12 protein-coding genes are annotated in these 14,220 nt (G+C 53.1%); 2 read left to right on the plus strand and 10 right to left on the minus strand.

What is annotated here, in order from left to right; translation table 11 throughout:
• Nucleotides 1-96: 96 nt before the first annotated feature.
• The 7 genes from SHEW_RS19640 to SHEW_RS19670 form a co-directional block, all read right to left on the minus strand.
• Entirely contained in the window at nucleotides 97-753 is a 657-nt protein-coding gene (locus SHEW_RS19640; protein ID WP_011867585.1) for a putative outer membrane beta-barrel protein, read from the minus strand.
• A gap of 779 nt (nucleotides 754-1,532) precedes the next feature.
• Nucleotides 1,533-1,904 (minus strand): hypothetical protein, encoded by a 372-nt coding sequence (locus SHEW_RS19645; RefSeq protein WP_011867586.1) that lies wholly within the window; start codon nucleotides 1,902-1,904, stop codon nucleotides 1,533-1,535.
• A gap of 32 nt (nucleotides 1,905-1,936) precedes the next feature.
• Nucleotides 1,937-3,076, minus strand: a complete 1,140-nt coding sequence (locus tag SHEW_RS19650; protein WP_011867587.1) for a BamA/TamA family outer membrane protein — start codon at nucleotides 3,074-3,076, stop codon at nucleotides 1,937-1,939.
• Between the two features lie 79 nt (nucleotides 3,077-3,155).
• On the minus strand, nucleotides 3,156-3,503 hold the full coding sequence (locus SHEW_RS19655; RefSeq protein ID WP_011867588.1) for a hypothetical protein: 348 nt from the start codon (nucleotides 3,501-3,503) through the stop codon (nucleotides 3,156-3,158).
• Nucleotides 3,504-3,623: 120 nt separating this feature from the next.
• Entirely contained in the window at nucleotides 3,624-4,046 is a 423-nt protein-coding gene (locus tag SHEW_RS19660; RefSeq protein WP_011867589.1) for a PACE efflux transporter, read from the minus strand.
• A gap of 97 nt (nucleotides 4,047-4,143) precedes the next feature.
• Nucleotides 4,144-7,272: an efflux RND transporter permease subunit gene (locus SHEW_RS19665; protein WP_011867590.1), complete on the minus strand. Its 3,129-nt coding sequence runs from the start codon at nucleotides 7,270-7,272 to the stop codon at nucleotides 4,144-4,146.
• Nucleotides 7,273-7,278: 6 nt separating this feature from the next.
• Nucleotides 7,279-8,409 carry an efflux RND transporter periplasmic adaptor subunit gene (locus SHEW_RS19670; protein ID WP_011867591.1) on the minus strand — a complete coding sequence of 377 codons (1,131 nt, stop codon included), beginning with the start codon at nucleotides 8,407-8,409 and terminating at the stop codon, nucleotides 7,279-7,281.
• Between the two features lie 244 nt (nucleotides 8,410-8,653).
• Here SHEW_RS19670 and SHEW_RS20875 point away from each other — a divergent pair, with 244 nt between their 5' ends.
• Nucleotides 8,654-8,806, plus strand: coding sequence for a hypothetical protein (locus SHEW_RS20875; protein WP_190272401.1), 153 nt, complete (start codon nucleotides 8,654-8,656; stop codon nucleotides 8,804-8,806).
• A 42-nt stretch (nucleotides 8,807-8,848) separates the two neighbouring features.
• Here SHEW_RS20875 and SHEW_RS19680 read toward each other — a convergent pair whose 3' ends face one another.
• A complete protein-coding gene (locus SHEW_RS19680; protein WP_011867592.1) occupies nucleotides 8,849-9,721 on the minus strand; it encodes a LysR family transcriptional regulator in 873 nt (290 codons plus the stop codon).
• A 104-nt stretch (nucleotides 9,722-9,825) separates the two neighbouring features.
• Here SHEW_RS19680 and SHEW_RS19685 point away from each other — a divergent pair, with 104 nt between their 5' ends.
• On the plus strand, nucleotides 9,826-10,521 hold the full coding sequence (locus SHEW_RS19685; protein WP_011867593.1) for a hypothetical protein: 696 nt from the start codon (nucleotides 9,826-9,828) through the stop codon (nucleotides 10,519-10,521).
• A 62-nt stretch (nucleotides 10,522-10,583) separates the two neighbouring features.
• On the opposite strand, the gene SHEW_RS19690 is transcribed toward SHEW_RS19685, so the two are convergent.
• Together SHEW_RS19690 and SHEW_RS19695 are read right to left on the minus strand one after the other, a co-directional pair.
• The gene (locus SHEW_RS19690; RefSeq protein WP_011867594.1) at nucleotides 10,584-11,684 is read right to left on the minus strand and encodes an MFS transporter; all 1,101 of its coding nucleotides are present in this window, start codon (nucleotides 11,682-11,684) and stop codon (nucleotides 10,584-10,586) included.
• 287 nt (nucleotides 11,685-11,971) lie between these two features.
• Nucleotides 11,972-14,215 carry a S41 family peptidase gene (locus tag SHEW_RS19695; protein ID WP_011867595.1) on the minus strand — a complete coding sequence of 748 codons (2,244 nt, stop codon included), beginning with the start codon at nucleotides 14,213-14,215 and terminating at the stop codon, nucleotides 11,972-11,974.
• Nucleotides 14,216-14,220 lie beyond the last annotated feature (5 nt).

Below are 14,220 nucleotides of genomic sequence, written 5' to 3' on the forward strand. Positions count from 1 at the left end.
AGCGGGTTTGCTCCAAGGCGATAGAGGCAAAGATGGTAAGAGCAAAGGCACAAAATGAAAAAGGGCCAACAGGCCCTTTTTTTAAATCATGAATGCTTAGAAGCGGTAGGTTAAGCCGATAACCGACTTGGTTTCCCACTTAGTCGTGTCATTGGCATAAGGCACGGCCAGCTCGCCTGAATCTTCACGGCCCACCTTGACATAGGCAGCCAGGTTGTCGATGAACTCATAGCCGGCAACGGCGAATACGTTGCGGGTATTTGAGTTAACACCTTCGAAACGATCACGTGTGTATGACGCCTCGACACCGGCGAATAAGCCGCTATCGAACTGGTAACCTGTACCCACCTCGGCGCGGTACTCTTTAACAGTCGAGTCAACTATCACTTCGGCACCATTGCCTGTGATATCCATAGGCGCTGCACCATAGACCTTGATGCGGTCTTTGCGCATCGCACGGCCTTCGGCATAGGCATAGAAGTTATCGAAATTAGTCTGTACACGCAGACCACCGCCAAAAGAACCTTCGTTGAAACGCTTGTCTTCATATTGGGTCTCAACTGACGCAAACGGGATCACAGACACGGCGCCGAAGTTGAAATCATAGCCAATTCTGGCTTCCAGGTTAGTCGACTTGTCTTGAGTGGTGTGCTCAGCCTCTACCTTACCGGTAAAGCCGTTTAGCACGTCGGCGTTAGCCGCACCGGCAGATAACGCAAGTAATGTAGCAACAACAATAGCTGACTTTTTCATGTATATTCCCCATATCTATATTTTGATGAATGTCTCTCACGAGCATCAAACCTTGGCTCGTCAGATGGGGGCCATTTTCCTTGCGACTTTTGCAAATATTGAATTAGAAACTATTCGATATTCAAATACATGAAAGACAGTCTTACGTGGCGCCACACAAGCGCCAATGATAATTACATAAATAATTTCAATATCTTATGGTAAATGAAAAATCTTCGATGCCATTTTAAGCAGAGTTCAAAAACGGACGAACAACACTTTCTTAAGGAGGGATCTGTCAGCTTAGGTTCAGGAAACTCATGCCATTTCAGCTAAAACTTATCCTTCTGCGCCTTAAAAATCCCCGCCGCCTCTCCCCATATTTTTATTAAACAGCGACTTAATGGCAGGCCAACTGCCCGTCATCTGACGCTCGGCCGAACTTTTATGGCAGTAAATGAAGCGCTTGGGGCGTTAAATTAATGAGCTTAATGAGACAAATGAGCAAGGCCCTAACGACAAACAGCCCTGGCTCCTATAAAGCTTTCGGCAGATATAAACCAAGGCAAAACGGCTAAGGGGAGTGATTAGCAAAGATAGTCGGCAAAGAAGGTTAGTCTGAGACTAAGTTAATCTGAGACTAGGTTAATCTGAGGCTGAGTTAGTCAGAGTCTGGGTAAGAAACCTGATGAACGGAGATAGTGGCGCGACGAGTACGCAGAAACACAGGGAGGCAGAGGAAATGGATGCAGCAGGGTTAAGCACCAAGAGACTCGAGGCGCTCACCCTGCCACCAGGGGTTATCTTTCACACTCGTCGACGCGAGAATGGTAAGGATCGTCATCGGCAAGACAGAGTCTGTCGGCCTGAAGTTGACGCTGCTTCTGCTCCGCCTGCTCGGCCTTCTTCTGCGCCTCGAACTTAGCCAGGCGCTCGTCCAGCGCACGCTCGATAACATCGTGATTGAGCTCGATGCAGTCATAGTCGCCGGCGGCACATTCCCACTCGGCGCGCACGGGTTGACTGGCAATAATCGACAGCATAAGCGCAATCATCAGGCTGCCCAGCACGCCCACCAGCTTAGAGCGACGCTGCTTGAGTAGCGGCAACTCGGGCAATAGGAATTGCTCTACGCCGCCGACGGGTTCACACACTTTATTTAAATTGGCCATAGGAATTACCTCTTGTGCTAATCAAAAATGACTTACCAGGCCCCACCGACCTGTAAATACAGGGTCCATTCCTCTGGCCCCTTGGCGATATCCATCCCGGTGCGCAGCCCGAGCTGGCGCGCCATCAGGTAACGAAAGCCCACCCCCTGGGTCTTGAGCCAGGGGCTATCGGCAAAACGCTCGTCTGCCATCATCGCCTTACCGGCGCCGGCAAAGCCCAGCAGGGTCCAGCGATCGTCGAGGTCATAACTCACCTCGACCTCTCCCAGGGCGGTATCATCCCCCTGATAACGCATCGCCGGCATGCCGCGCATGTCCAGGTAAGGCAAAGCGTAGAAGGGGGCATCGCCCGAGAGCGACTTGGCATCCAGACGCATGTTGACGCCCCACTTGGCACTTAGTCTGTGATAGGCATGCAGGAAGGCGCTGTCGGTGCGATAGTCGAAGTCGCCGCCGAGTCGTTTGTCGTGCTGGGTACTCTTCAGCCGCGCCTTGATACCGCTGCGGGGCGAGAAATGGTTGTCAGTGCTGTCGTAGGTGAGCTTGACCCCCAGGGCGCCATCGCTATCGACCATGGCACTCTCCTGATTGAGCGGATGCTCGCCGCCCAGGTCGAACTCGGCCTCGGAGCGGGTATAGCTGTATTCGCCGCCGAGGAAGAAATTGCTCTGTCCCAGGCGCACATCGATATCTTGAAACAGGTGCCAGCCTTGCAGCGAGAAACCCATGGCCGGGGCGTCGATACCCGTGTAGGCATTGAGCCTGAGATCGGCGGCAAAGATGCCGCCCAGATATCGCACCCTGTCTTCCAGCCAGTTACCCGAATGAAACAGGCCACCCAGCTTGGTTCCATTATTGGTGCCGGCGGCCACCACACCTGTGACGCTCGGCGGGATCTCGGCCACGGCCAAGGGGTCTTCGAGTCGCTTCTGCCGTTGCGACTCAGACTCATGGAAGAACAGCAGGGCGGCGCCGCCGCCCACCCCTACCGCAGGCTCGGTGATCAGGATCGGCACAGGCATGAAGCCGTGGGCGTTATTGAGGATCCACTGACTGGCATCGACACGGCCATCGGTGGGATCCTTAAACTGATCGGTGAAACCTGCCTGACTGGCACCAGCTAGTAGGCTCAGGCTGAGTGCTATAAGGCGGGGGTAGCTGGGGGTTGCCATAATCTTCTGCCTCGGGAGTTGGGATGACCTTAGCGAGAAACCCTTTCGTCGCTAAGGTCTATGCGGGAAGCGCATTCTGTTAATAACCGTTGATGATGGCGTCATCTATGATCGCATCTTCGATGTAAGCGTCTTCGATCTCTTGCTCTATGATGGCGTCTTCAATGTCTTCGATGTCACGCTTGCAGCGCTCGCGTTTCACCTCGCCTTCCACCAGGCCGTCGATCGCACCTATGGCACCACCGATGGCCGCACCACGCTTGGCGCCTTCACCACCGTCGGCGATGGCCCCGGCGGCGGTGCCGATGAGGCCACCTTCGATGGCACCGGCCACCACATCGCCCAGGGTGTCGTCACAGTAATCGGCCATGGCGAAACCAGAAGCCGCACTCAGGGATAAAGCGAGTAACAAGGGTTTGATTTTCATCTTATGCTCCGAATCATGCTGTTAATGTCGAGGTCATGATAAGAGCAAAAAGCGAATAGCTTTAGTTAGCTATCATTCGATTTGGTAATAGGTTAGTGGGGATGCGCAAAGCGCGAGGCCTTAGCCCCGCGACGCGTAGAAAAATTTCTCGTAGAGGTAGGTGTAGCAGTAGTTGAAAACCAGGTAGAAGACCACGAAGCCGATATCCAGCCAGAAGGCCTGCCATAGTGAGATGGACAGATAGGCCGCCATGATAGGCACAGAGATAAACAGCAGCCCCAACTCAAACAACAGGCTGTGCCAGACTCTGTCTGCCATGGATTTCACCATGGTCGACTTGAAGTAGAGCATGGCTCTGTCGAACAGCAGGTTATAGCCATAGTTCCAGGCCGCGGCAATCAGCGACATGCCTATGGCCAGGGCCAACAAGGCACGAGAATCGACCGAGGTCAGCCAGGCGCCCAGGGGCACGGCTAACACCATGGCCCCCAGCTCGAACCCAACTAGATACCTGATGCGATCGAATCTCGTCTTATGTTGCATGATAACCCCCTGCGCCAACTTGGCAGCAGAATAAAGTGTTCTCCAACCGGCAACGCCGTCAGCCAAAACATTGATACGCCGGCGGAGAACATAAACCTTAAACCGTCACTTCAGTCGCCTCGGGTGAGCGTCTTAGCTCACGCAGGCGTTGCAGTGCGATGAAACAGATTGGCACCAGGAGACAGCCGATCACTGTGGCAATCAACATGCCGCCGAAGCTGGCAATACCCAGGGCGTTACGGCTGGCTGAGCCCGCCCCCGAGGCGATAACCAGAGGCACTACCCCCAGGATGAAGGAGAAGGCCGTCATCAATACCGCTCGCAGACGCAGGGCAATCGCCTGCTTTGCCGCATCCATGATGGAGAGCCCCTTCTCTTCACGCAGCACCTTGGCAAACTCGACAATCAGAATCGCGTTGCGACTCGCCATACCGATAAGCAGTACCAGGCCCACCTGGGTGTAGAGGTTAATACTGCCACCCGCCAAGGCGGTGAAGCCCAGGGCACCAAACAGCGCCGTCGGTACACAGAGGATAATCGCCAGTGGGATCATCCAGCTCTCGTACTGCGCCACCAGGAAGAGGTAGGTGAACAGCAGCGCCAGGGCGAACAGGATAGGCGCCGAATCGCCCGCCTGTAGCTCCTGATAGGTCATGCCGGTCCACTCGTAGGCGTAGCCCTGTGGCAGGCTGGTGTCGGCAATCTGCTCCATGGCGGCGATGGCCTCACCCGAGCTGTAACCGTCGGCCGGAATGGCAATCACCTGCGCCGTGTTGTACAGGTTGTAGCGGGCGGTGTTGTCCGAGCCCACCAGCGGCTTGTAGGTGGCGAAGCTCGACAGCTTGACCATCTCGCCAGACAGGGCGCGTACATAGATCTGCTCCAGGTCTTTCTCTTGCGAGCGGTAAGATTGCTCCGCCTGCAGGTTTACCTGATAGTTCTTACCGAACTTAGTGAAATCATTGACATACATATTGCCCATCATGGCAGACAGCGTGCTGTTGACCTCGTTAAGATCGACGCCCAGCGCCATCGCCTTGGCTCTGTCCACATCCAGATAGAGCTGTGGCACGTTGGCACTATAGGTGGTGAAGGCCATGGCGATCTCGTCGGCATCGTTGAGCGCCGCCAGATAACCATCCAGCGCGGGCGCCATCTGCTCGACGCTGCGACCGCTGAGATCTTCAACCTGCAGGGTCAGACCGCCGGCATTACCCAGGCCGGGAATGGCGGGCATAGAAAACGCCATGCCGGTGACATCTTTGTTCTGATCGATAATCGCCTGTACCTGGGCCACCAGCGCAAACTCTGAGGTTTCTGCCGTCTGACGCTCGCTCCAGTCGTCCAGCACCACGATCATCATGCCAGAGTTAGACGATGAGGCGCCCTTGAGCAGGCTATAACCCTTGGCGGCCACCACATGCTTGACCCCTTCGAGGGCACTGACCTCGCTGATCATCTCATCGACCATCTTGTCGGTTCTGTCCAGCGCCGAGGCTTCCGGTAGATTCATATCCACCATGAATGAGCCCTGATCTTCCGCAGGGATAAAGCCCTTAGGCATGTTGTCGCCCAGCAGCATGATGGCGCCCATCAGCAGGGCCAGCAGCACACCCGAAAGCATCAGACGCTTACCGAAGAAGCCTACCGACGAGACATAACCATTGGTCAGTCTGTTGATGAATTGGTTGAACCAGGCCAATGGGCCACGTGTCTTAGGCGCCTCGTGGCGCATCAGTGCGGCGCACAGGGCTGGCGTCAGGGTGAGGGCGACCACGGTCGAGATCACTGTCGATACCGAGATGGTCACACCAAACTGTTGATACATCTGGCCTACTAGGCCAGGGGCGAAGGAGACTGGACCGAATACCGCCAGCAGCACCAATGCCGAGGCAATTAGGGGGGCTGTCACCTCTTTCATCGCCTTGGAGGTCGCCGCCTTGCTATCGAGATGCTCCTCGCTCATCAGGCGTTCGACGTTTTCGATTACCACGATGGCCGCATCCACCACCACACCGATAGCCAAGATCAGGCCGAACATGGAGATGGTGTTGATATCTATCCCCATGGCCGCCATCACCACGAAGGTGCCGATGAGCGACACGGGAATGGCGATCGAGGGGATCAGGGTCGCACGCCAGCTCTGCAGGAAGAGGAAGGTCACGACAACTACCAGGCCGATGGCGATATAGAGGGTCTCGAACACCTCATCCATAGACACCTCGATAAAGGTGGTGGAGTCGTAGCTGATCACATGCTCCATATCGGCAGGGAAACGCTGACTGAGACGCTCCATCTCGGCACGCACCCCTTCGGCAACCTCGAGGGCGTTGGCACCCGGCGCCTGGTAGATGGCCAGGATAGGGCTCTCATTCTTGCCGTAGGTAGCCATGGCAGAGTATTGCTCCGCCGCCAGCTCGACACGGGCCACGTCTTTCAGTGTGATGAAACCGGCCTGGTTGTCGGCACGCAGTATGATGTTTTCAAACTCCTCGACATCCACCAGGCGGCCCTTGGTCTGAATCGTGTATTGGAATACCTGATTACCGGATGAAGGACGCTCGCCCAGCTTACCGGCGGCAACCGTGGTGTTTTGTGCGCTGATGGCTGCGGCCACATCGTTGGCGGTGATCGCCTTGGCGGCCATCTTCTCTGGGTTGAGCCAGACGCGCATCGAGTAGTTCTGCTCACCGATCACCTGCACCTTGCCCACACCTTTCACCCTCAGCAGGGCGTCTTTGATGTTGAGCGAGGCATAGTTAGACAGGTAGAGGTTGTCATGGCTGCCGTTGGGCGAGTAGGTGTTGACCGTCATCAAGATGGAGTTTGCCACCTTCTCGACCGTCACCCCCTGACGCTTAACCTCTTCGGGCAACTTGGCCATCGCCTTGTTGACCCGGTTCTGCACCAGCACCTGGGCCTTGTCGGGATCTGTGCCAATGGCAAAGGTCACATAGGCCAGGTAGGTGTTATCGTTGTTCGACTTGGACTCGATATAGATCATGTCCTCGACGCCGTTGATCTCCTGTTCGATCACCGAGGCGACCGTGTTGCGTATGGTGTTATGGTCGGCACCAGGGAACACGGCAAACACCTCGATAGAGGGCGGCACTATGCTGGGAAATTGCGATACTGGCATTCTTGCCAGACTGAGTAAGCCGGCCAAGGTCAGCACAATCGAGAGTACGATGGCGAACTTGGGGCGATTAATGAAGAAATCGGCCATGAGTTGTTACCCCTTCTTAGCTAGGGCGACTGGCTGCTGCACGTCGACTTCGACGCCGGCACGCACCGACTGTAGACCACTGAGAATCACGCGCTCACCGGCTTGCAGGCCATCCTGCACTATCCAGGTATTGGCCTGACGCAGACCCAGTTTGACGTAACGAGCCTCGACCACATTGTCCTGGTTAACGGTCAACACGTAGCGACCGCCCTGATCTTCCTGCACCACGGCTTGAGGCACCACCAGCTGTTGCTGGGCCACCTGCTCGCGCGAGGACACGGAGACGAATTGACCAGGCACCAGCAGGCCTTCTGGGTTAGGGAAGGTCACGCGAAAACGGATAGAACCGCTGCGGCTGTCCACATGGTTGTCGATGAAGTCGACCTCACCCTTATGGTTGTACAGGGTGCCGTTGGCCAGTGTCAGCGCCATCTCGGGCGACGCTATCTCCTCGCCCGCCTGCACGCGCTTCTGCAGATCGTTGAGATACTGCTTCTCGTCCAGCTTGATGTCTACATGCATGGCGTCGCTGCTCACCAGAGTGGTGAGTGGCTCGGCATCTGGGCCAACCAGGGCGCCGACACTCACGCGGCTGTCGCTCATGATGCCGTTAAAAGGCGCGTAAATATGGGTGTTTTCCAGATCCAGCTGAGCATAGTTGAGCTCAGCCTTGGCGCTCTGCACCTCGGCCTTCATGCCGAGTAGCTCGGCCTCAATCTGCTCGACCTCCAGGCTGCTCAGGGCATCTTGCGTCAGCAGCGCCTGGGCCTTCTCATGTTTCTTCGCCTGTAGCATCATCTGCGCCGTCTTCTGCGCCAGGTTAGCCTCTAGGCGGGCGACCTCGGCCTGAAACGGCTTAGGGTCGATCTCGAACAGCAGATCACCCTTCTTAACGTGGGCGCCATCGGTATAGACCTGGCTGATCAGGTAACCGGAGATCTTTGGCAAGATCTCCACCTGATCGACCGCCTGGGTCTTACCCATGAACTGTTCGGTGAGTTGGATCAGCTGAGGTTGCATAACCTGAACTGTGACCTTAGGTTGTTCGGTGAACTCCCCGTCGACTTCGGCTTGCTGCGAACAGGCAGCGAGTAGAATTGGAAGGGAAATCGCGATAATTTTGGCTGACGTACCCATAATGACCTCTTCTCAAGCATCGACACTCATGTGCCACAAACGATTAAATTGCGACCACTATACAGAGGAGTTTTTAATACTTTTAACTAGGTATTATTAGGTTATCGAATGGATATTAGACGGGTGTTTGGTGGGGATGAAAAGCGCCAACCTATTCGAAATACAGATGGTTATTAATTAACCGCGGCAACATTGTTAATAGATAATGGCCTCACCAACAGCAACACGTTATATCGAGGTTATCATGTTTAGCAAAAATACCAGCCTGGGCAAGATGGATCAGTTCATGACAGTGATCACCGCCGGCGCCATCATCAGCTTATTTGTGGTTTATGAGTCGTTATTCGGCCAGGACCTGGCCATTCAGCAAGTGGTGATCGAGCTGCTGAGACACTAATCCCCTGTCTCAGCTGCCATGCCTCACCGCTCGCGTGGATGATTAGCGCTTGAGCAGATCGATGAAAAAGCTCTTCGCCGGGCCCAGCTGCGCGGTCGACTTCCACAGCAGATCCACGGTGATCAAGCCGGTCTCCTTCTCGATGACAGGCTTAAAGGTTGAGAGCGTGCCTATGGCCGCCTTCTCTTCATACATGCTCAAGGGGATGATCCCCCAGCCGATGCCCTGTTCCACCAGACGTATCATGTCATCCAGATCTGACGCCTCCCAGGTTTCCTGAGACACGCGCCCAAGCTTGGCCAGATACTCGTTTTGCAACATGCTGGAGCAGACGATCTGCCGCTCGTTGATCAACATCTCGCTGTCTACCGCCTCCAGATCCGCAAACTTATAGTCTGGGCTACAGATACACACCCACTCGATACGTGCAATTCCGATGAAATCCAGATTCTCAGGTACCGCCTCGGACATGATGTTAAAGCCGACATCGACTTCATCGGCTTCGATCGCCCGATTAAGGTGGTTGCCTGTGAGCTTCACCAATTTGACCCGGGTAAAGGGAAACTTCTCCGCCATCTTCTCCAGCGCCGAGTCGAACACTGACATGGGCACCAGAGGGTCGGCGCCGATAACCAGCTGATCTTCGACCGCCTCGATCACCCCCTTGGCATAACTCTCCATGCGAGTCGCCTGGCGCATAAGCGCCTTGGCCTGATGATAGAGTCGTTCCCCCTGCTCGGTGAGCTGAGGATACTTGGTGCTGCGGTCAAACAGCTCGACCCCAAGATCCAGCTCGAGGTTATTCACCCCTATGCTGACCGAGCTCTGGCTCTTGCCTATGTGTCGGGCGGCGGCCGAAAAGGATCCTTTCTCTACGGCGGCAATAAATGCGTTGAGTTGTTCTAGATTTAACATTTGCGACCTATTCGATTACAAGATACTTACTAACTCTAGTGATTAAAGCTCATCGGAGATACTAACGCCAGTACATTTTACAACCAAGACTAGAGATCAAGACTATGAGCAAATTAATCGCAAAAACCTCAATCATAGCAGTCGCTACCTGTGCCCTGCTGTCACTAAACGCTATGGCCGCCGAGGCGCCAGCCGAAGAGAAGGTCAACTATGGTGACCCAACCGCCAGTTTCACCACTGTGGGCGTGTCCACCAGCAAAGATGTTGACCAGATCTCCGGCATGATGGGCGTTGGCAGCAACATCTATCAGTTGGATCTTAACCGCGACAAGAATACCGGCGACTTCAGCGGCCGTGGCCGTTACTTCCACGTCACCGACGGCCTGGGCTACTCTGTGGATGTGATTGGCGATGCCAACACCCAGACCATCTTGGGCGGCATGATCTACAAGTTCCAGCTTAACGACAACGTCTCTATCTTCCCTATGCTGAGTGTGGGTGGCACCCAGACCAAGCGTCCGCTGGAAAATGACAAGTATGACCGTAGCAGCCTGGTACAGGCGGGCGTCTACGCCATGTATGGTTTCGACGCGGGTCACTGGGTCTATGCCAACCCTAAGAGCACCTACCATGTGAAGAACGAGTCCTTCATCAATCAGGTCGAAGTAGGTGGCGGCCTGATGGTAACCGACAACATCTCCATCGGCGCCAAGGTAGAGTACACCGCTCCCTTCGACACCCCACAGGGCCGCATGAAGGAAGACACAGTCACTTGGTTACAGGCCAACTACTACTTCTAAGTCGAAACGAGACAGCCACCTAATGAGGTGGCTGTTTCTTTATGCGTTGTAAATCTTGCCAACTATTGCTGCTTGAGCCGACTGTTGTTATAGATGGCGGGCATGATCAGCAGCAGGGTGATCAGCAGGAAGATCACCAGCTCGAACAACACCCACTCCTTGAGCAGCACAGCCGGAGCCAGCGCAGCGCCGATAGACTGAGCCGCCACCGCCAGACGAATGGCATGCCCCTCAGGATCCGCCTCGGAGATCACCCCCATGAAGAAGGGCAACAGGAAGTTCCACATAAACATGAAACAGCTCACCGCCACGAAGTAGACCAGAGGATCCCGGGTCGAGAATAAGAGCACGATGGCGATACTTTGCCCCAGCACCCCGAAGGTGATCACCCGCTGACGATTGCCATATTTGGCCAACAGCGAGGCGCTCACGGCGCCGAGCAGGCTAAACAGAGTTCCGGTCGCCAGTATCACCCCCTGATCGATCTCGCTGATACCGATACGGGTCGCCACCACGCTCAGCATGGACCATGCCCCCACGTTGGCCAACATGATCATCAAGATGGCAAACAGCGCGGTATAGAGAAACACCTTACCCGTCTTCACTCCTTTGATCTTCGGCATCTGCTGCGCCCGGGTATCCACCGGCAACAGCACCATCAGCAGACAGAAGCCCGCCACCAGCACCAGCAGGCCATCGAATCCCCCCTGTAGCCTCAGCTGAGGGTAGAGGAGGAACAGCAGACCACTGTAGAGCATCTGCATGGCGATCGCCCGGCCGAAGGCGGCATCGGGCAGCTTGTCGTGGGACAGGGTATCGAAGCAGCGCACGATCAAGATGCCGGCAAAGAAACCGGCGGCGAAACGTAAGACCACAAACCACTCCACCGCGCTGCAGAGTGCACTGCCAAGGTGTGCGAGTGCCAGGGCCAGGAAGACACCGCGCTCCGAAATGAAGTTCATTCGCTGCCAGAAGAAGCAGCAGATAGAGGCCAGCGAGAAGCCAACCAGTTCTATGGTCACCACATAGGTGAGCGCCAGCACTGGCTCGGCGAACTGGCGGGAGATCACATCGAAATAGATGGGCAATAACAGGAAGACGCTAGACGCCACCGACATCTTAACGCCGGCATACAGACTAAAGCCCCCTCTGGATGTAGACAATACCCACTCTCCTCACTCAAAACGACCATGACGCCTAGTTAAGTTTATTCATGATCTCGCGAAAAAACCTGTTAAACAGGTAAGTTACCGCCAGCGAGCCAAAAAGCCCAGCCATTATTCGCGTCAGAGGAGGGGAATGTGAGGCGCAGTTAGCGCCGACTTGTGTGGTGCCAATAAACTTTCCCAAAGCTAACTAGTGGTACTGTCGGCAAACAATAAAGATTGAAACTCACATAGAGCAATTTGAAATTAGGGAAGACATCATGGAACTGCTTACTGATATGCCTCTAACGTCCTACCGAACTAGTTTTAATAACCTCAATAGCCGTCTCCACTAACTCATCCCTACCTTCTCTCACCCCTACAATAGTTGGCCTCACCTCTATATCGGGAATGATACCCACTCTTTGAGTTTCTCCACCGTCAGGGTAATAAACGCCAAGACCGGAAAATGCCGTCCTCAGTCCACCCGGCAGATCCAAGCGAACCATATTGCCATCAGCGCCTGACGTTTTACTCCCTATTATCGTAGTGTCTCTACCCGCCCTGAACGCCATCGCTGTAAACTCAGCCTGGCTTTGCGTATTTTCATTCACTAAGACAACTAGCTTTCCTTTAAAAGTCACTTCCGATGGTTTAAGAACCGCTACATTACCAACGCCAAACTCGCCAGGGTTATTTATGTTTGGATAAGTGAATTTCGCAAATGCGCTTTTATCTTCTACGAAAAATGACCCCAAACTATACATTGATGGCGTATTAGGATAATTTCGAATATCAATTATGATGCCTGCCGCATCCTTGAATTGATTTTTTATAGAGTCCACATCCTCTTTTTCAATGGTGGCCAAAGTAACGTAACCAATATCCCCATCGATATTTTTATAGCTCTTTTCACCCTTAGGTTTGCGGTACAAATAGAAATAGTCCAACTCATCCTTTTTGAATAATTTTAGCGACGTATTACCCATTAACTTGTCGCGCCTAAAGCTTATATCTATTTCAGCCTTATTCGACCTCAACAAATCAGGAGCAATATCTCTGAGCCTTGAAGCCTCATTTGATGCCGGGTAATAACGCAGCTTATCCTTTACCAACTTTTCTACGGCGACACCATCGATCTCCGTAATAACATCGCCTATGGACAGGCCGCCCAGGCGAGACATATCGCTGATATTACTCTCGTTGTCGGTATAAAAATCCACCACAACAAGCTCACCCTCAACAAATCTTGTGAAAACTGGAGGGTAAAATTCGCCGCGCATTTTCTCAACCTCACCGCGACCAGCCCACAAATTTGCATGCGTATCCTTAAGCTCAGCGATTAAAGATAGCGTCACTTTTTCATAATCTAACCGATTTTTTGCCCCTAAAAACAATGGAAGATATTCAGCTAAAACACCACTCCACTCCTTATCAGTCAAATACTTATACGGAAAGAAATATTGAACGATGTTCCAGTATCGGTATAAAGCTAATAATCTAAACCCATCATCTGGATACGGCATATTAAAATAAGCTTTTTCATTTGAAAAAATGACCCTACGCCTGCTGTTTGTGGTTACATAAAAGCTCGCGCCTTGTCTCCGGTCCTCATAGACCGAGTTCAATTTTTTGATTAGTTCTTTTGATAGACCGAATTCATAGAACCATCTATGATCTGGCTTCAGAACAGACTCCTGATTTGTCACCTTACAATCAATACACGGAGTCACCTTACCTAAGCGATCGATCCAACCGACCAGACTCTTGTCTCTCTCCTGAACATCCACAGCTGAAAGATAATCGGGAAGAAACCTAAACAATTCATAATCCCAGTTATAATCTCCCCTTCCCACATTGGGATGATGGTATTTCAGAAACCCCCACACCCTCCCTAAAAGGTCTAAGTTTACTAGTGTTGCCTCATCCAACCCCGACAAAACCAACTTAGAACCAGCATCAAATTCATCATCCTTATATGCACGAGGAATCTCACGTAGTTGAGAACTTGTTAATGGCTTATCGTCTATCAATATCTGAAGATCATCGAACCAAACTTTCCCATTACCCGATAACACACCACCAACTGTAATGGCTGAGGCATTTTTGAGATCAACATCCAAACTAATCTCAAAATCCCTCCAATCATTGTCACCGAATAATTTCTGTTCTCGCATATTACTAAAGGCTTGATTAGGGTGAACGTTAAGCATCAACCCCGCCCATCCATCAGTAATACCTTCAGTTTTCACAGCCCCCCTCAGCTTAATGTTTTGCCCCTTTGCTTGGAGAGCCAACCCATAACCAAAGGAGCCAGCGTTAGGTTTATCCCTTTTAAACTCAACCGAAACTGATCGCTGCCCACGTTGAAAAACCTTATCGTCAACCGAAAAGCTATACCCGGCCTCCCCTCCAGATACCCTCCAACCATCAGCAGGAAACTTATCGTAGGTTTCGAAATCTAGATCAGGAATACTTGGCTTAGCCACACCTCCGAAGGCCGCTAACAAAGAAAGCAACAAAACCATGATACGTATACTTGTTTTCATTTATT

The organism is Shewanella loihica PV-4 (assembly GCF_000016065.1).
GTDB classification, from domain to species: Bacteria; Pseudomonadota; Gammaproteobacteria; order Enterobacterales; family Shewanellaceae; genus Shewanella; species Shewanella loihica.